19 protein-coding genes are annotated in these 16,636 nt (G+C 76.3%); 11 read left to right on the top strand and 8 right to left on the bottom strand.

Features of this window, described 5'->3' with window-relative positions; translation table 11 throughout:
• Positions 1–33: 33 nt before the first annotated feature.
• The 3 genes from ACI798_RS01540 to ACI798_RS01530 are packed head-to-tail and all read left to right on the top strand — an operon-like array spanning position 34 to position 1,621.
• On the top strand, positions 34–723 hold the full coding sequence (locus tag ACI798_RS01540; RefSeq protein ID WP_457047006.1) for an AzlC family ABC transporter permease: 690 nt from the start codon (positions 34–36) through the stop codon (positions 721–723).
• Complete coding sequence (locus tag ACI798_RS01535; RefSeq protein ID WP_456941235.1) at positions 720–1,037, top strand: AzlD domain-containing protein; 318 nt, start codon at positions 720–722, stop codon at positions 1,035–1,037. The genes ACI798_RS01540 and ACI798_RS01535 overlap by 4 nt, the downstream gene beginning before the upstream one ends.
• Entirely contained in the window at positions 1,034–1,621 is a 588-nt protein-coding gene (locus tag ACI798_RS01530) for a hypothetical protein (protein ID WP_457047005.1), read from the top strand. Before ACI798_RS01535 ends, ACI798_RS01530 begins: the two co-directional genes overlap by 4 nt.
• A gap of 26 nt (positions 1,622–1,647) precedes the next feature.
• On the opposite strand, the gene ACI798_RS01525 is transcribed toward ACI798_RS01530, so the two are convergent.
• Genes ACI798_RS01525 through ACI798_RS01515 form a run of 3 tightly spaced genes read right to left on the bottom strand, consistent with a single transcriptional unit; the run spans position 1,648 to position 3,943 of the window.
• Complete coding sequence (locus tag ACI798_RS01525; protein WP_457047004.1) at positions 1,648–2,124, bottom strand: methylated-DNA--[protein]-cysteine S-methyltransferase; 477 nt, start codon at positions 2,122–2,124, stop codon at positions 1,648–1,650.
• Between the two features lie 48 nt (positions 2,125–2,172).
• Positions 2,173–2,712 (bottom strand): DUF1003 domain-containing protein, encoded by a 540-nt coding sequence (locus ACI798_RS01520; protein ID WP_456941238.1) that lies wholly within the window; start codon positions 2,710–2,712, stop codon positions 2,173–2,175.
• Positions 2,705–3,943, bottom strand: coding sequence for a magnesium transporter MgtE N-terminal domain-containing protein (locus tag ACI798_RS01515; RefSeq protein WP_456941239.1), 1,239 nt, complete (start codon positions 3,941–3,943; stop codon positions 2,705–2,707). The genes ACI798_RS01520 and ACI798_RS01515 overlap by 8 nt, the downstream gene beginning before the upstream one ends.
• A 25-nt stretch (positions 3,944–3,968) precedes the next feature.
• Between ACI798_RS01515 and ACI798_RS01510 the strand changes: the two genes are divergently transcribed.
• From ACI798_RS01510 to ACI798_RS01495, 4 genes are all read left to right on the top strand, one after another.
• Positions 3,969–4,847, top strand: coding sequence for a PhzF family phenazine biosynthesis protein (locus ACI798_RS01510; protein ID WP_457047003.1), 879 nt, complete (start codon positions 3,969–3,971; stop codon positions 4,845–4,847).
• Positions 4,844–5,776, top strand: a complete 933-nt coding sequence (locus ACI798_RS01505; protein WP_456941241.1) for a DMT family transporter — start codon at positions 4,844–4,846, stop codon at positions 5,774–5,776. The genes ACI798_RS01510 and ACI798_RS01505 overlap by 4 nt, the downstream gene beginning before the upstream one ends.
• 76 nt (positions 5,777–5,852) lie before the next feature.
• Positions 5,853–6,809 carry an HpcH/HpaI aldolase/citrate lyase family protein gene (locus tag ACI798_RS01500; protein ID WP_456941242.1) on the top strand — a complete coding sequence of 319 codons (957 nt, stop codon included), beginning with the start codon at positions 5,853–5,855 and terminating at the stop codon, positions 6,807–6,809.
• A 146-nt stretch (positions 6,810–6,955) separates the two neighbouring features.
• Positions 6,956–8,152, top strand: a complete 1,197-nt coding sequence (locus ACI798_RS01495; protein WP_457047002.1) for an acyl-CoA dehydrogenase family protein — start codon at positions 6,956–6,958, stop codon at positions 8,150–8,152.
• Positions 8,153–8,206: 54 nt separating this feature from the next.
• On the opposite strand, the gene ACI798_RS01490 is transcribed toward ACI798_RS01495, so the two are convergent.
• The 5 genes from ACI798_RS01490 to ACI798_RS01470 all read right to left on the bottom strand — a co-directional run bounded on the left by ACI798_RS01490 (position 8,207) and on the right by ACI798_RS01470 (position 12,585).
• Positions 8,207–8,995 carry an ABC transporter permease gene (locus ACI798_RS01490; protein WP_457047001.1) on the bottom strand — a complete coding sequence of 263 codons (789 nt, stop codon included), beginning with the start codon at positions 8,993–8,995 and terminating at the stop codon, positions 8,207–8,209.
• Positions 8,992–9,933: an ATP-binding cassette domain-containing protein gene (locus ACI798_RS01485; RefSeq protein WP_456941245.1), complete on the bottom strand. Its 942-nt coding sequence runs from the start codon at positions 9,931–9,933 to the stop codon at positions 8,992–8,994. The genes ACI798_RS01490 and ACI798_RS01485 overlap by 4 nt, the downstream gene beginning before the upstream one ends.
• A gap of 12 nt (positions 9,934–9,945) precedes the next feature.
• A complete protein-coding gene (locus tag ACI798_RS01480) occupies positions 9,946–10,737 on the bottom strand; it encodes a DUF4097 family beta strand repeat-containing protein (protein ID WP_456941246.1) in 792 nt (263 codons plus the stop codon).
• Between the two features lie 88 nt (positions 10,738–10,825).
• A complete protein-coding gene (locus ACI798_RS01475; protein WP_456941247.1) occupies positions 10,826–11,335 on the bottom strand; it encodes a hypothetical protein in 510 nt (169 codons plus the stop codon).
• A gap of 47 nt (positions 11,336–11,382) precedes the next feature.
• On the bottom strand, positions 11,383–12,585 hold the full coding sequence (locus ACI798_RS01470) for an MFS transporter (RefSeq protein WP_457047000.1): 1,203 nt from the start codon (positions 12,583–12,585) through the stop codon (positions 11,383–11,385).
• Positions 12,586–12,600: 15 nt separating this feature from the next.
• Between ACI798_RS01470 and ACI798_RS01465 the strand changes: the two genes are divergently transcribed.
• The 4 genes from ACI798_RS01465 (at position 12,601) to ACI798_RS01450 (ending at position 16,604) form a co-directional block, all read left to right on the top strand.
• Positions 12,601–13,656: a LacI family DNA-binding transcriptional regulator gene (locus ACI798_RS01465; protein ID WP_457046999.1), complete on the top strand. Its 1,056-nt coding sequence runs from the start codon at positions 12,601–12,603 to the stop codon at positions 13,654–13,656.
• 64 nt (positions 13,657–13,720) lie between these two features.
• Positions 13,721–14,656 (top strand): NADP-dependent oxidoreductase, encoded by a 936-nt coding sequence (locus tag ACI798_RS01460; protein ID WP_457046998.1) that lies wholly within the window; start codon positions 13,721–13,723, stop codon positions 14,654–14,656.
• A gap of 80 nt (positions 14,657–14,736) precedes the next feature.
• The gene (locus tag ACI798_RS01455; RefSeq protein WP_457046997.1) at positions 14,737–15,057 is read left to right on the top strand and encodes an EthD family reductase; all 321 of its coding nucleotides are present in this window, start codon (positions 14,737–14,739) and stop codon (positions 15,055–15,057) included.
• Positions 15,054–16,604 (top strand): acetolactate synthase large subunit, encoded by a 1,551-nt coding sequence (locus ACI798_RS01450; protein WP_457046996.1) that lies wholly within the window; start codon positions 15,054–15,056, stop codon positions 16,602–16,604. Before ACI798_RS01455 ends, ACI798_RS01450 begins: the two co-directional genes overlap by 4 nt.
• The last annotated feature ends 32 nt before the right edge of the window (positions 16,605–16,636 follow it).

Genomic DNA, 16,636 nt, shown 5'->3' with positions numbered 1-16,636 from the left:
ACCGTACGCAGCCGGGCCGTAGGCTGCGGCGACGTGCCCGCTCCCGCCCGTGCCGCCGTCCTCCGCGACGCCATCGGCCTGGGGGTGGCCGTCGGCCTCTACGGCGTCGCCTTCGGCGCGGCCGCCGACGCCGCGGGCCTGGACCCCTGGCAGGCGCTGACCCTGTCGCTGCTGATGTTCACCGGCGCCTCGCAGTTCGCGCTGGTCGGCGTGCTCGGCGCCGGCGGCGGGGGCGCGGCCGCGATCGGCAGCGCGCTGCTGCTGGGCACCCGCAACACCGTCTACGGCGTCCGCCTGGCGCCACTGCTGTCCCCGCGCGGCCTGCTGCGCCGGCTGGGCCTGGCGCACTGGGTGATCGACGAGACGACCGCGCTGGCCGTGGCCGCCCCCGACCGCGGCCTGTCCCGGCTGGCCTTCCTTGCCGGCGGGGCGTCGATCTTCACGGTGTGGAACGCGACCACGCTGGCCGGCGCGCTGGGGGCGGGGGCGCTGGGGGAGACCGCGGAGGCGGCGCTGGACGCCGTCGTCCCGGCCGCGTTCCTGGCCCTGCTGTGGCCGCGGCTGCGTGGCGGTGCCGAGGAGCCGGCCGTCGCCCGCCGGGTGGCGCTGGGCGGCGCGGCCGTGGCGCTGGCGCTGACGCCGTTCGTGCCGCCGGGCGTGCAGGTGGTGGCCGCCGTCGTCGCGGTGGTGCTGGCCGGGCGGCCGCGGGAGGAGGCGGCGTGAGCACCGGGACGCTCTGGGTGGTGGTCGTCGTCGGGTCGCTGGGCTGCTACCTGCTCAAGCTGGCCGGGCTGTCGGTGCCCGCGGCCTGGGTCGAGCGGCCGTGGGTGACCCGGCTGGTCACCTTCGTGCCCGCGGCGCTGCTGGCCGCGCTGGTCGCGGTGCAGACGCTGACCTCCGGGCAGGACCTCGTGCTGGACGGCCGGCTGGCCGGGGTCGCGGTCGCCGCGGTCGCCCTCGCGCTGCGGGCGCCGTTCATCGTGGTGCTCGTGCTGGCCGGCGCCACCGGCGCGCTGGTGCACGTCCTGACCACGTGACGCCGCTGCGGGCCGCGTTGCTGGGACTGCTGGCCGGGGTCGCCGCGAAGGCGGCCGACGAGTCGGGGGTCGCCTGGGCCGCCGCGCTGGGCAGCCAGCCGGCCGCGTGGGTGCTGGCCGTCGCCGCGCTCGGCCGCTGGGCGCCGTCGGTCCGGGCCGCGGCGGTCCGCGCGGCCACGTTCTTCGCCGCCATGACCATCGCCTACTACTCCTGGGCCGCGGTCGTGCTCGGGTTCGGCTGGACGCCGGGGCTCCTCGCCGCCTGGCTGGTCCTGTCGGCCACCGCCGTCCCGGCGACCGCGGCGGCCGCGTGGCGGGGCACCCGCGCGGACGGGCCGCTGCCCGGGGCGCTGATGGCCGGGATCGCGGGCATCGCGCTGGCCGGCGGGGACGCGCCCGCGCTGTGGCCGGGCGGGGCGGACCCGCGCCCGGTGCAGGCGGCTGCCGACGTCGTCACCGCGGTGCTGCTCACCGCCGTGCTGCCGCGGTGCCGGGGCACGCGGGCGTGGGCGCTCGCGCTGGTCGTCCCGGCGACGGCGGCGGCCGCCGCCGGGCTGCACGTGCTGCGCGCGGTGCTGGGCTGAGCCCTCGGCCGACCCTGCCCGCAGGGTCAGAACAGCCGGGCGTCCCGCTGCTCCAGGTCGAGCAGGAAGCGCTTGCGGGACAGCCCGCCGCCGAAGCCGACCAGGCTGCCGTCGGCGCCGACCACCCGGTGGCACGGGACGACGATCGCCAGCGGGTTCCGCCCGCACGCCAGGCCGACGGCCTGCGCGCCGCCGGGCTCGCCGACGGCCCGCGCCACCGCCCCGTAGGTGGTTGTCCGGCCGTAGGGGATGCGGGTGAGCTGCTCCCAGACGGCCAGCTCGAAGTCGCTGCCGCGTGGGCGCAGCGGCAGGTCGAACGCCTCCCGCTCACCGGCGAGGTACTCGCCGAGCTGGCCGGTCACGTCGGCGAGCGCGGTGTCGTCCCGCGCGCCGAGGTCGGCCTGCGGGCCCGGGGGCGAGAGGTACAGCCGGCCGAGCACCCCGTCGTCGGCGACGACGGTCAGCGGCCCGATGGGCGAGGCCACCACCGCGTGCGTGCGCATGCCCGGGAGTGTGCCGCGGGGGGACGACGGTCCGGGCGGCCCGGTGCGCTACGCCGTGGGGTCCGCGAGCGCCGGCTGGACGGCGTCCTTCGGCTTCTTCTTGGCCTTCTTCTCCCGCTCCTCGGGCGAGCGGCTCTCGGCGAGGCGGTTCAGCTCGCCGCGGATGAAGTCACGGGTGGCGAGCTCGCCGATGGCCACCCGCAGCGCGGCGAGCTCACGGGCCAGGTACTCGGTGTCCGCGCGGGTCTGCGCGGCGCGGGCGCGGTCCTCCTCGGCCTGCACGCGGTCGCGGTCGGCCTGCCGGTTCTGCGCCAGCAGGATCAGCGGCGCGGCGTAGGCGGCCTGGGTGGAGAAGGCCAGGTTGAGCAGGATGAACGGATAGGGGTCCCAGCGCAGCCGGACGGCGAAGACGTTGAGGCCGATCCACAGCACCACGATCACCGTCTGGACGGCGAGGAACCGCCCGGTGCCGAGGAAGCGGGCGATCCCCTCGGCGAACCGGCCGACCGCGTCGGGGTCCAGCCGCAGGTAGCCGGTGATCCCGCGGGACGAGCCGCGGGGGACGTCGAGGCGGCGGCCGTCAGCCACGGCGGGCCCGCTCGCGCCAGTCCTCGGGCAGCAGGTGGTCGAGGACGTCGTCGACGCTCACCGCGCCCACCAGCCGGCCCCGGTCGTCGACCACCGGCGCGGCGACCAGGTTGTAGGTGGCGAAGTAGCGGGTGACCTCGCCCAGCGGCGCCTCCGGCCGCAGCGGGTCCAGGTCGTCGAGCACGCCGCTCACGAGGCTGGACGGCGGCTCGCGCAGCAGCCGCTGGATGTGCGCCAGGCCCAGGTAGCGCCCCGTCGGGGTGGCCGACGGCGGCCGGCAGACGTACACCTGGCTGGCCAGCGCCGGGGTCAGCTCGGGCTCGCGCACCCGGGCCAGCGCCTCGGCGATGGTCGCGTCCGGGGCGAGGATCACCGGCTCGCTGGTCATGATCCCGCCGGCGGTGTCCTCGGAGTACTGCAGCAGCTGGCGCACCGGTTCGGCCTCGTCGGGCTCCATCAGCTCCAGCAGCCGGTTGCGGTCGACGTTGGACAGCTCGGCGAGCACGTCGGCGGCGTCGTCGGGGTCCATGACCTCGAGCACGTCGGCGGCCCGGGACTCGTCCAGCGTGCCGAGGATGGTGACCTGCTCGGCCTCCGGCAGCTCGCCGAGCACGTCGGCCAGCCGCTCGTCGTCGAGGGCCTCGGCCACCTCGTGCCGCCGCTTGATCGGCAGGTCCTGCAGGGCGTGCGCGAGGTCGGCGGCGTTCAGCTCGCGGTAGGTGGCGATCAGCGTCTCGGCGCCCTGCCCGCTCTCCGGCAGCGCGAGCCCGGCGACCTCGTCCCACGCCAGCTGGTGCAGCTGCCCGCGGCGGCCGAGCCGGCCCGGCTCCTGCACGGCGAGGCGGGTGACCTGCCACTCGCCGGTGCGGGTCTGCTCGATCCCCGCGTCGACGACGGCGGCCGGCCGGCCCGACTCCGTGATGGTCACGGTCCGGTCCAGCAGCTCGCCGAGGACCAGCGTCTCGCCGCGCCGCTGCTCGAAGCGCTTGAGGTTGAGCGTGCCCGAGGCGAGCACCACCGCGCCCGGGTCGATGCTGGTCACCCGGCCCATCGGCACGAAGATGCGGCGGCGGGCCACGACCTCCACGACCAGGCCCAGCACCCGGGGGCTGGCGGTGCCCACGCGCAGCGCCACGACGACGTCGCGCAGCCGCCCGACCCGGTCCCCGTTGGGGTCGAAGACGGGCAGGCCGGCGAGCCGCGAGACGTACGCCCTGGTCACCGTGCTCACACTGGGTGAGGCTACCGTCGGGGCCGTGGCGAGCCCTGTGTCCGTCGGATCGGCGTCCGTCGAGTACGAGGTCGTCGACGTGTTCGCCCCGCGGGCGTTCGCCGGCAACCCGCTGGCGGTGGTGTTCGACGCCGACGCGCTGACCACGGAGCAGTGCCAGGCGCTGGCCAACGAGTTCGCGCTGTCGGAGACCTCCTTCCTCTGCGCACCGACCGAGCCCGGCGCCGACTACCGGGTCCGGATCTTCACCCCGTTCGCCGAGCTGCCCTTCGCCGGGCACCCGAGCGTCGGGGCCGCGCACACGCTGGTGCGCACCGGCCGGCTGGCCCCGGGCCCGCTGCACCAGGAGTGCGGCGCCGGTGTCCTGCCGATCGAGGTCACCGGCGACGGCGCGACGCTGACCGGCGGGCGGCCGACGGTGGAGGACGGCCCCGACCCGGCGGCGCTGGCCGCGGCGCTGGGCCTGTCGGCGGCCGACGTCGTCGGGCTGCCCGCGCACGTGGCCGGCTGCGGCCTGCCCTTCGCCTTCCTCGCCGTGCACCCGGACGTGGTCGACCGCGCCGTCCCGGACCCCGCCGCGCTGGCCGCGTTCGGCGTGGGGGAGGGCGTCTCGGTGCTGTCGTGGGACGGCTCCACCGCCTACGCCCGCGTGTTCGCGGGCGACCTGCGCTGGGGCGAGGACCCGGCCACCGGCTCGGCGGCGCTGGGCGCCGGCGTCTGGCTGGCCGCCACCGGCCTCGTCACCCCGGACGGGACGTCGTCGTACACCGTGCGGCAGGGCGAGGCGATGGGCCGGCCGTCGGTGCTGTCGTGCACGGTCACCGCCGACGGCGGCCGGGCGACGGCGGCCACGGTGTCCGGGGCGGTCGTGCCGGTGGCCTCCGGGCGCATCCGCGTGCCGTGAGCGCCGGGTCGACGGCGGCCGTCTCGCCGTGGGCGGTCCACCGCCCGGGCTCCCGCGACGTCGCGCTCATGGCGGTCGCCGTCGTCGGGGTCTCCTTCTCCGGCCCGCTGACCGCGCTGGTCGGCGCCTCGTTCCTGGCGCTGGCGTTCTGGCGCAACGCCGCCGGGGCCGCGCTGCTGGTGCCGGTGCTGCTGGGCCGCGAGCGCGCCACCCTCGCCGGGCTGCGGCCGCGGCACCTGGGCAGCTCGGTCGTGGCCGGGCTGTTCCTCGCCGCGCACTTCGCCGCCTGGCTGCCCAGCCTGTCGATGACCACGGTCGCCGCGTCGACGGCGCTGGTCACCACCACGCCGATCTGGACGGCGCTGGCCGCGCGGGTGTCCGGCGTCCGGCTGCCCGCGCAGGTGTGGGCCGGGCTGGCGCTGGCCGTCGTCGGCGCCGCGCTGATCGCCGGGGTGGACGTCGCGGTCAGCCTGGAGGCGCTGGCCGGGGACGGGCTCGCGCTGCTCGGGGCCGTCTGCGCCGGTGGCTACATGCTCGCCGGGGCCCGCGCCCGCACGCGCCTGGCGACGTCGGCGTACTCGGTGGTCTGCTACTCGACCTGCGCGGCCGTGCTCGCCGTCGCGGCGCTGGTGACCACCACCCCGCTCGCCGGGTTCCCCGCCCGCGACTGGTGGCTGATCCTGGCGATCACCGTGTGCGCGCAGATCCTCGGGCACACGCTGCTCAACCTGGTGCTCTCCAGCGTCGGGCCGACCGTCGTCGGGCTCGCGGTGCTGCTGGAGGTGCCCGGCGCGCTGCTCGTGGCGCTGGCCCTGCTCGGCCAGACCCCGCCGCTGCTCGCGCTGCCGGGGATGGTCGCCGTCGTCGCCGGGGTGGCGCTGGTGGTGCGGGCCGGCCGGCCGCAGGTGCCGGTCGAGCCGGTGACCTGACCCCGGCAGGAACGGCCGTTCCCGCCGCCTGGCTACCCTCCGGTAGCCGAAGATCCCGATCACCAGCGGAGGCACCGTGGCCGAGCTCCGATCCCGCCGTTCCAACCTCGCCGTGCCGGGCAGCAACCCGCGCTTCCTGGAGAAGGCCAAGGGTCTCCCGGCCGACCAGGTGTTCCTGGACCTGGAGGACGCCTGCGCGCCGCTGGCCAAGCCCGGCGCCCGGAAGAACATCGTGGCGGCGCTCAACGAGGGCGGCTGGGGCGAGAAGATCCGCACGGTCCGGGTCAACGACTGGACGACGGAGTGGACCTACCGCGACGTCATCGAGGTGGTCGAGGGCGCCGGCGCGGACCTCGACTGCATCATGCTGCCGAAGGTCGTCGACGCCCGTCAGGTGGCGGCGCTGGACTTCCTGCTCACCCAGATCGAGAAGGCCAACGGCCTGGAGGTCGGGCGGATCGGCATCGAGGCGCAGATCGAGACCGCGCAGGGCCTGATCAACGTCAACGACATCGCGTTCGCCAGCCCGCGGATCGAGACGATCATCTTCGGCCCGGCCGACTTCATGGCCAGCATCAACATGAAGTCGCTGGTGGTCGGCGCCCTGCACCCCGACTATCCGGGCGACCCCTTCCACTACATCCTCATGCAGATCCTCATGGCCGCCCGCGCCCGCGGCGTGCAGGCCATCGACGGCCCCTTCCTGCAGGTGCGCGACGTCGAGGCCTTCAAGGAGGTCGCCAAGCGCTCGGCCGTGCTCGGCTTCGACGGCAAGTGGGTGCTGCACCCGGGCCAGATCGACGCCGCCAACGAGATCTACGCGCCGTCGCAGGAGGACTACGACCACGCCGAGCTCATCCTCGACGCCTACGACTGGTACACGTCCGAGGCCGGCGGCAAGAAGGGCTCGGCCATGCTCGGCGACGAGATGATCGACGAGGCCAGCCGCAAGATGGCGCTGGTCATCGCGGGCAAGGGCCGCGCCGCGGGCATGGGCCGCACGTCGTCGTTCACCCCGCCCGACGCCGCCTGAGCAACCGCGTCGCACGGCCCGCCCGGGCACTCCCGGGCGGGCCGTCGTCGTTCCGGGAGGGGGTGACCGGGGACACGGCGACTCGTCGCGAGCGGTCGCCCATACTCCCCGGTAGCAACGGACACCGGAGTCCCCGAGGAGTGAGCGTGGCCCGACTGGCGCAGACCGCCGACCTGACCGACGTCCAGCAGGAGATCCTGTCGACGGTCAGGAGCTTCGTGGACAAGGAGATCATCCCGCACGCGCAGGAGCTCGAGCACGCCGACGAGTACCCGCAGGAGATCGTCGACGGGCTCAAGGAGCTCGGCATCTTCGGGCTGATGATCCCCGAGGAGTACGGCGGCCTCGGGGAGTCGCTGCTGACCTACGCGCTGGTGGTCGAGGAGATCGCCCGCGGCTGGATGAGCGTCTCCGGCGTCATCAACACGCACTTCATCGTCGCCTACATGATCCGCCAGCACGGCACGCAGGAGCAGAAGGACCACTTCCTCCCGCGCATGGCCACCGGCGAGGTCCGCGGCGCCTTCTCGATGTCCGAGCCGGGCCTGGGCTCCGACGTCGCCGGCATCCGCACCAAGGCGGTCAGGGACGGCGACGAGTACGTCATCGACGGCCAGAAGATGTGGCTGACCAACGGCGGCTCCTCCACGCTGGTGGCCGCGCTGGTGCGCACCGACCTGGGCGCCGACAAGCCGCACCAGAACCTGACGACGTTCCTGGTCGAGAAGCCGGCCGGCTTCGGCACCGTCGCCCCGGGCCTGACCATCCCGGGCAAGATCGACAAGATGGGCTACAAGGGCGTCGACACCACCGAGCTGGTGTTCGACGGCTACCGCATCGGCGCGGACATGGTCCTGGGCGGGGAGCCCGGCCGCGGCTTCGCGCAGATGATGGACGGCGTCGAGGTCGGCCGGGTGAACGTCGCCGCCCGCGCCTGCGGCATCTCCATCCGGGCGTTCGAGCTGGCCGTCGAGTACGCCCAGCAGCGGGAGACCTTCGGCAAGCCGATCGTGCAGCACCAGGCGATCGCCTTCCAGCTCGCCGAGATGGCCACCAAGGTCGAGGCGGCGCACCTGATGATGGTCAACGCCGCCCGGCTCAAGGACGCCGGCAAGCGCAACGACGTCGAGGCCGGCATGGCCAAGCTGATCGCCAGCGAGTACTGCGCCGAGGTGACCACGCAGTCCTTCCGCATCCACGGCGGCTACGGCTACTCCAAGGAGTACGAGATCGAGCGGCTCATGCGCGAGGCGCCGTTCCTGCTCATCGGCGAGGGCACCAGCGAGATCCAGAAGACGATCATCAGCCGCGGCCTGCTCAAGGAGTACGGCCTCAAGCGCTGACCGATCGGACGTCGCGGGGCCCGGGACCGGTTCGGTCCCGGGCCACGCGCGTGCTCAGCGGGCCGGACGGCGCTCGTAGTTCCGCCGCGCCCAGAGGTAGCCGGCCAGCGCGATCCCGGCGCACCACGCCGTCGCCACCCAGGCGCTGGAGCCGATCGCGGTGCCGGTGAGCAGGCCGCGCAGCGTCTCGGTCAGCGGGGTGAACGGCTGGTGCTCGGCGAACTCCCGCAGCCCGGCCGGCATCGACTCCACCGGCACGAAGCTGCTGGCGAGGAAGGGCAGCAGCATCAGCGGCATCGGCAGGTTGCTCGCGCCCTCCACGGTCTTCGTGGCCAGGCCCATCGCGACCGCGAGCCACGCCAGCGCGAACGCCGTCATGGCCAGGACGCCGACCGCGGCGAGCCACTCGGCCACGCCGGCGTCGGGCCGGAAGCCGACCAGCAGCGCGACCCCGACGACGACGGCCAGGCCCACCAGCGTCTGGACGACGGCGCCGAGGACGTGCCCGGTGAGCACCGACGCGCGGGCGATCGACATGGTCCGGAACCGGCCGACGATGCCCTCGGTCATGTCCATGGCCATCGCGATCGCGGTGCCCTGCGCGCTGCCGGTCACCGCCAGCAGCAGCACGCCGGGCACCACGTAGGTGACGTACTCGGCGCGGCCGCCGGCCGACCCGCCCAGCCCGGCGCCGAGCGTGCCGCCGAGGACGTAGACGAACAGCAGCAGGAACACGATCGGGACCGCGGCCACGATCAGGGTCAGCGACGGGTAGCGCACCGCGTGCCGCAGGTCGCGGCGCAGCATCGTGCGGCTGTCGGTCAGGGTGTGGGCGAGGCTCACGCCGGCACCTCCTCGGGGGTCGGGCGGCCGGTGAGGGCCAGGAAGACGTCGTCGAGACCGGGCGTCTCGACGCTGAGCGCGGCGACGTCGACGCGGGCGTCGTCGAGGCGGGCGAGCACGGACCGCAGCGCGGGAACGCTGCCGTCGGAGGGCACCTCGAGCTGGAGCCCGGCGGGGTCGGCCGTCCCGGTGCCGAGGACGCGGGCGGCCCGGTCGAGCGCGGCGACGTCGGCGAACCGCAGCCGCACCGACCCGCCGGGGACCAGCCGCTTGAGCTCGTCGGCGGTGCCCTCGGCGACCAGCCGACCGCCGTCGAGCAGGCCGATCCGGTCGGCCAGCTGGTCGGCCTCCTCCAGGTACTGCGTGGTGAGCAGGATCGTCACACCCTCGGCGACCAGCCCGCGGACGACGTCCCACACCGCCCGGCGGCTGCGCGGGTCCAGGCCGGTGGTGGGCTCGTCGAGGAAGACCACCCGCGGGTCGCCCATCAGGCCCATCGCCAGGTCCAGCCGGCGGCGCATGCCGCCGGAGTACGTGGCCGGCAGCCGGTCGGCCGCCTCGACGAGGTCGAAGCGCTCGAGCAGGCCGGCGGCGCGGCGCTGCCCCTCCCGGCGGCCGAGGTGGTGCAGGTCGGCCATGAGCCGGAGGTTCTCCCGGCCGGTGAGCAGGCCGTCCACGGCGGAGAACTGACCGGTCACCGCGATCGCGGCGCGCACCCCGGCGGGGTCGGTGGCGAGGTCGCACCCGGCGACGGTGACCTCCCCGGCGTCGGCGGGGGTGAGCGTGGACAGGACGTCGACGGTGGTGGTCTTGCCGGCCCCGTTGGGGCCGAGCAGCGCGTACACCGTGCCCTCGGGCACGGTGAGGTCCAGGCCGTCGAGGACGACGGTGGCGCCGAAGGCCTTGCGCAGGCCGGCGACGGAGACGGCGGCGGTCACGGTCGGCTCCCCTCAGGCCCGGCGGACGAGGACGTCGCCGTACGCGGTGCGGGCGTGGATCTCCACGGTCTCCTCCGCGTCGCCGGGCCCCTCGGCCTCGCCGAGCAGGTTGCGGATGCGGCCGGAGCCCGACTGCACGTCGAGCCAGGCCGCCGTCCCCGCGCGCACGCCGGCCTCGACCTCGCCGTACGCGGTCTCGAGCACCAGCGACCCGCGGACCGCCTGGCCGACGCGCACCTGGCCGTACTTGGTGGTGCCCGTGACCGAGCCGAGCGCGCGGTCGACGACGACGTCCCCGCAGGCGGTCTCCAGCCGCGCGGTCCCGGTGACCTCGCCGACCCGGACGTCGCCGTAGGCGGTGTGCACCTCGGCCTCGCCGTCGAGGACCGCCGCGGTGACGTCGCCGCTGGAGGTGCGGGCCCGCACGCTCCCGGCGCGGTCGAGCTCGAGGTCGCCGTAGCGGCTCTCGACCTCGACGGTGCCCAGCCGCCCGGTGCAGGTGATCGACCCGGCGGCGGACCGGGCGACGAGGGACGAGCCCTCGGGCAGGGCGACGTCGACGTCGATCTCCGGGCCGGAGCCGAAGAACAGCAGCCGGGGCCGGCCGGTCGAGCGGACCAGCAGCTCGCCGGCGGTGTACTCGACGACGCAGTGCCCGGCGGCCGCGACGTCGGCGGAGCTGCGCTCGCTGCGCGGCCGGACGGTGACCACCGTGTCGGTCCGCTCGGCGGCCCGGACGCGGACGGTGCCCGCCGCGATCTCGATGCGGGCGCTGATCGGGTGGGGGGTGTCGAACGTGGGCATGGTCTGCGCCCTCCTCGGGGCAGGGGGATCGCCCCCGGGCCGGTCGGCCGGGGTCGCGGTGCCGTGTCCAGGTGCGGGACGGGACGGGCTAGCGCGCCCAGCCCGTGTAGCTCGAGCCGCCGGTCCACCGGGACCGGCGGCCGTCGTCGGCGGGGCGGGGACGGTCGGCTCGCGTCACCGCGTCGCTGACGGCCCGGACCAGCCACGTGTTGACCGACGAGCCGAGGCGGGCGGCCGCCTCCTCGACGCGGACCTTCAGCTGCTCGGGCAGCCGGAGGGTGATGCGGATGGTGCCGCCGTCGTCGCCGTCGAGGACGGCCTCCGGCGCGGGGGCGTCGTGCGGCTCGGTGGCCGCCGGGGGCGGGGTGACGACGAAGCCGAGCTCGCTGCCGCGCAGCCGCACGTCGACCGAGCCGGGCGCGAGCTGGCCGGTCAGCTCCTCGGCCGCGGCCGACAGCGCGCTCAGCAGGGCCAGCCGGACCGAGGACTCCAACGGCGCGGTGAGGCGCTCGGCCAGCTCGCGCGCCTCCTCGCCCCCGGGAGCGGCGGCCAGCACCAGCTCCCGGCGGAGCTGCTCGACGAACGGGGTGAGGTCCATGACGTCACGATGACACCATCATGACGCCATACGCAACCCCGGTGATGTCACCGTGGTGTCGCGCGGGCCCCGCCGAGCAGGAGCAGGAGCGCCGCCAGGAGCAGCGCAGGCTCGAGCACGAAGGCCACGGTGAGGCCGTGCGCGTCGGCCAGGGCGCCGAGCAGGAACGGAGCGGCGGCCGTGACCAGGCCGCCCAGCAGCTGGGTGTGGGCGTTGGCCCGGTCCTCGTGCCCGCGGGCGGCGCCCAGGGTGAGCGCCAGGGCCAGGGGGTAGAGGTTGGCGATGCCGACCCCGCAGACGAACAGGCCGAGGACGGCGACGGCCGGGCTGTCGGTGAGCCAGAACGGCACGAAGCCGGCCGCGGTCACTGCCAGGGAGGCGTGCAGGAGGGGGATGGTACGGCCCGGGCGCCGGGTGAGCGCCGCCCCGCCGAGGCGGCCGACGAGCAGGCCCAGGTAGTTGCTGCCCAGCGCCGTCGCGGCGGTGGTGGTCGCGAGTCCCGTGCCGACGAGCACCTCGGTGCCGAAGTAGACGAGGCAGAACTCCACGGCCGTGGCGATCGCGGTCAGGGCGGCGAACAGCCAGGCGGCCAGGGGCAGCGGTCCGGGCCGCCCGGCGACCCGGCGGTCGGCCGGCGCCGGCAGTGGCCGGCCGCGGGACCACAGGTACAGCCCGGCGAGGACCAGCGCCGGCAGGGCGAACGCCGCCCGCCAGCCGGCCGGCCCCGCGGCGAGCGCGCCGAGGGCGAGGGGTGCGAGGACCGCGCACGCCCCGGCGCCGACGTTGGCCTCGGTGAGCGCCCGGTCGCGCCGGGCGCCGTGCCGGTCGGAGAGGACGGCCTGCGTCGCCGTCAGCAGCACGGTGCCGGCCGTGCCCATGACCGCGGCCCCGGCCAGGGTCGGCGCGAGCCCGTTCCCGAGGGTGAACAGCGCGGCGCCGGCGGCGGTGCCCAGGGCCGAGGACCACAGCAGCGCCGAGCGCGACAGCCGGCGGGCCACGGCCGCGAACCCGGCGCCGGCCGCGGCCGCACCGCCGGACCACAGCAGGGAGTAGACGCCCAGCAGCGTGTACGAGAAGCCCAGCTCCTCGCGCAGCAGCGACAGCGCCGGGCCGAAGGCGTACAGCCAGCCGGTGAAGCACCCGAGCACCGCGTAGGCCAGCACGGTCGGCGCGTCCCGGACGAAGCCGCCGTCCCCGCCCGCCCCGGAGGGAGTGACCGCCTGCTCCTCGGCCCTTGTGTATCGATACACACCTAGACTGTACGGGTGGCCAGTCCTCCGGACCACCGGTCGCGCCGGCCGACGATGCGCGAGGTGGCCCGCGCCGCCGGCGTCTCGCCGATGACGGTGTCCTACGTCTACTCGCGGCCCGGCCGGGTCTCGGCCGAGGCGGCGGCGCGGGTGCGGGCGGCGGCGCAGGAGCTCGGCTATCCCGGGCCGCACCCGGCCGCCCGCTCGCTGCGGCGGGGGCGGGTCGGCAGCCTCGGCGTCGTGCTGGGGGAGCGGCTGGGCTACGCCTTCGACGACCCGCAGGCGGCCCGATTCCTCGCCGGGGTGGCGGACGTCTGCGCCGCCGAGGGGGTCGGCCTCACGCTCGTCCCGACCACCGGGGCGCCCAGCGATCCCGAGCGGGTCGCGCGGGCCGTCGTCGACGGCTTCGTCGTCTGGACCACCAGCGACGACGATCCGGTGCTCGACGCGGTGGCCGACACCGGCCTGCCCGCCGTCGTCCACGCCGGCCCGCACCGCCGCGGCCTGCCGGTGGTCGGCATCGACGACCGCGCCGCCGCCGCGGCGATCGGGCGGGTGGCCTTCGCCGGGGCCCGGCGCCCGGTGGTCCTCGGCTTCCCGCTCGACCGCGACCGCGCCCGCCGGCTGCTCGCCGGCCCCGAGGTGGGGGCGGTCCGGTTCCCGGTGACGCGCAACCGGTGGGAGGGCCTGCTCGGCGCCTGGACCGGGGCCGGGCACGCGGCGGGGGAGTTGCGGCTGGCCGTGTGCCCGGTCAACGACGCCGAGGAGGGCGAGGCCTTCGCCGCCGAGCTGCTCGCCGGGTCGGACCGGCCGGACGCGATCGCCGCGATGAGCGACGAGCTGGCGCTCGGGGCGCTGCGGGCGGTGGCGGCGGCGGGCCTGGCCGTCCCCGGCGACGTGGCGGTCACCGGCTGGGACGACAGCGACGCCGCGGAGCCGGCCGGGCTGACCACCGTCGCCCAGTCGCTGCGCCGTCAGGGGGCCGCGTGCGCCCTCGTCGCGCTCGGGCGCGCGCCGGAGGTCCCGGCACCGGACGCGTGGCGCGTGGTGGAGCGGGCGAGCACCCGTTGAGCGCGCCGGCCCGCGCCCGGCCGGCGCCGGGCGGGGAGGTGGGGAGGCCTCCTAGGGTCGGGGCGTGCGAGCCGTGGGAGTGACCGAGTTCGGCGGGCCCGAGGCCCTCACCGTCGTCGACGTGCCCGACGAGCCCCTCGGGCCGGGGCAGGTGCGGCTGCGCGTGCGCGCCGCCGCGGTGAGCCCGACCGACACCCACCTGCGCGAGGGCGCCTACGCCGGCCGCGACCCGGTGAAGACCCCGCCGTGGGTGCCCGGCATGGACGCCGCCGGCGAGGTCGTCGAGGTGGGCGAGGGCGTCGACCGGGTGGCCGCCGGCGACGCGGTCATGGCGATCGTCGTCCCCACCGGCGCGCACGGCGGCTACCGCGAGGACCTCGTGCTGCCGGCCGGCTCGGTGGCCCGGGTGCCCGCGGGCGCCGGCGCCGTCGCCGCGTGCACGCTGCCGATGAACGCGCTCACCGCCCGGCTGGCGCTGGACCAGATGGCCCTGCCGCCCGGCTCGGTCGTCGCGGTGACCGGCGCGGCGGGCGCCTTCGGCGGCTACGTCGTCCAGCTGGCGAAGGCCGACGGGCACACCGTCGTCGCCGACGCCTCCGAGGCCGACGAGCAGCTCGTCCGCGACCTCGGCGCCGACGTCGTCGTGCGGCGGGGCGACGACGTGGCCGGGCGGATCCGCGCCGAGTTCCCCGACGGCGTCGACGGGCTGGCCGACGGGTCGGTGCAGGACGCGCTGGTGCTGCCCGCCGTGCGCGACGGCGGGAAGGTGGCCACCGTGCGCGGCTACCGCGGCGACGGGACCGGCCGGGTCGACGTGCTGCCCACGAGGGTGCGCCACTACGCCGAGAACGGCGCCGCGCTCGACCGGCTGCGCGAGCAGGTCGGGTCGGGCGCGCTGACGCTGCGGGTGGCCCGCACCTTCACGCCGGAGGAGGCGCCCGAGGCGCACCGGGCGCTGGCCGCCGGCGGTGTGCGCGGCCGGCTGGTGATCACCTTCTGAAGTCGCGCGCCCGGGCCCGTGTGCCAGGGTGGGGGAGCCCCCGGCAACGGTGCCCGGGGAGGAGCGCGGAGGAGCGGCAGATGGTGCACAGGCTGGTGGTCAGCTACGGGCAGCCGGAGGACCCGGCGGCGTTCGACGTCCACTACCGGGACACCCACGTCCCGCTGACCGTGCAGATGCCCGGCCTGATCCGGTTCACCACCGGCAGCCCGCAGCCGCTCGACCCGCGCCAGTCCGCGCCCTACCTGGTCGCCCACCTGGACTTCGACTCCGAGCAGGCGATGGGCGCGGCGTTCGCCTCCGAGGCGGGCAAGGCGAGTGCTGCCGACGTCCGCAGCTTCGCCAGCGGCGGCGTGACCATGACGCACTACGAGGTGAACGAGGTGCACGTCTCCCGGTGAACGGCGCCCAGGCACTGATCCGCACGCTCGTCGACGCCGGGGTCGACGTCTGCTTCGCCAACCCCGGCACGTCCGAGATGCACTTCGTCGCCGCCCTCGACGACGTCCCCGAGATGCGCGGCGTCCTCACCCTGTTCGAGGGCGTGGCCACCGGCGCCGCCGACGGCTTCGCGCGGATGGCCGGCCGGCCCGCCGCCACGCTGCTGCACCTCGGCCCGGGCATGGGCAACGGCCTGGCCAACCTGCACAACGCCCGCCGCGGCCGGACGCCGATGGTGAACGTCGTCGGCGACCACGGCCGCTCGCACAAGCGGCTGGACGCGCCGCTGGAGTCCGACATCGACGCCCTCGCCGGCACGGTCTCCGGCTGGGTGCGCCGGTCGCTGGCCCCCGAGGACGTCGCCGCCGACGCCGCGGACGCCGTCGCCGCCGCCGCCCGCGGGCAGGTCACCACGCTGGTGCTGCCGGCCGACGTGTCCTGGTCCGAGGGCGCGGCCGTCGCCGAGCCCCGGCCGGTGCGACCGCGGCCGCAGGTGGCGCCGTCGGTGGTGGACGACACCGCCGCGGTGGTCCGGGCCGGCGAGCCCACCGTGCTGCTGCTCGGCGACGACGTCGTCGCGTCGGAGGCGGGGCTGCTGGCCGCGGCGCGGGTGGCCGCCGGCACCGGCGTCCGGCTGATGACCGAGACGTTCCCGGCGCGGATGGTGCGGGGCGCGGGGCTGCCCGCCGTCGGCAAGCTGCCCTACCCGCCCGAGGTGGCGATCAAGGCGCTGGCCGGCACCCGGCACCTGGTGCTGGCCGGGGCGACCTCGCCGGTGCACTTCTTCGCCTACCCCGGCACGCCGGGCACGCCGGTGCCGGAGGACTGCACCGTTCACGTGCTGTCGGCGCCCGGGGACGACGGCGTGGCGGCGCTCGAGGAGCTCGCCGCGAAGGTGGCCGCCGGCGCCGAGCCGGAGCTGCGCGAGGCCTCCCGCCCGGAGCAGCCGACGGGGCGCCTGACGCCGCGGGGCGTCTCCGCGGTGGTCGGCGCGCTGCTGCCCGAGCGGGCGATCGTGGTCGACGAGGCGATCACCTCCGGGATCGGCATCGTCGAGCAGACCGCGGGCGCACCCCGGCACGACTGGCTCGCCCTGACCGGCGGGGCGATCGGCGACGGCCTGCCGATGGCGGTCGGCGCGGCGGTGGCCTGCCCGGACCGGCCGGTGGTGGTCCTGCAGGCCGACGGCAGTGCGATGTACACGCTGCAGGCGCTGTGGACGATGGCCCGCGAGCAGCTCGACGTCACCGTCCTCCTCTACGACAACGCGTCCTACGCGATCCTCCAGGGGGAGCTGGCGCGGGTGGGGGCCGCCGGCGGCGGGGAGCGGGCCGGGCAGCTGCTCGACCTGGGCGGCCCGGCGCTGGACTTCGTGGCGCTGGCCACCGGGATGGGCGTGCCGGCCACCCGCGCCGAGACCGCGGAGGAGCTGGCCGAGCAGCTGGGCACGGCGCTGCGTGAGCCCGGTCCGCACCTGGTGCAGGCGGTGCTGCGGCCGACCGGCTGACACACGGGCTCACCCCCGCGGGGGAACACCCA

Source organism: Geodermatophilus sp. SYSU D01045 (assembly GCF_054050295.1).
This window is presented reverse-complemented; position numbering and strand designations above follow the sequence as displayed.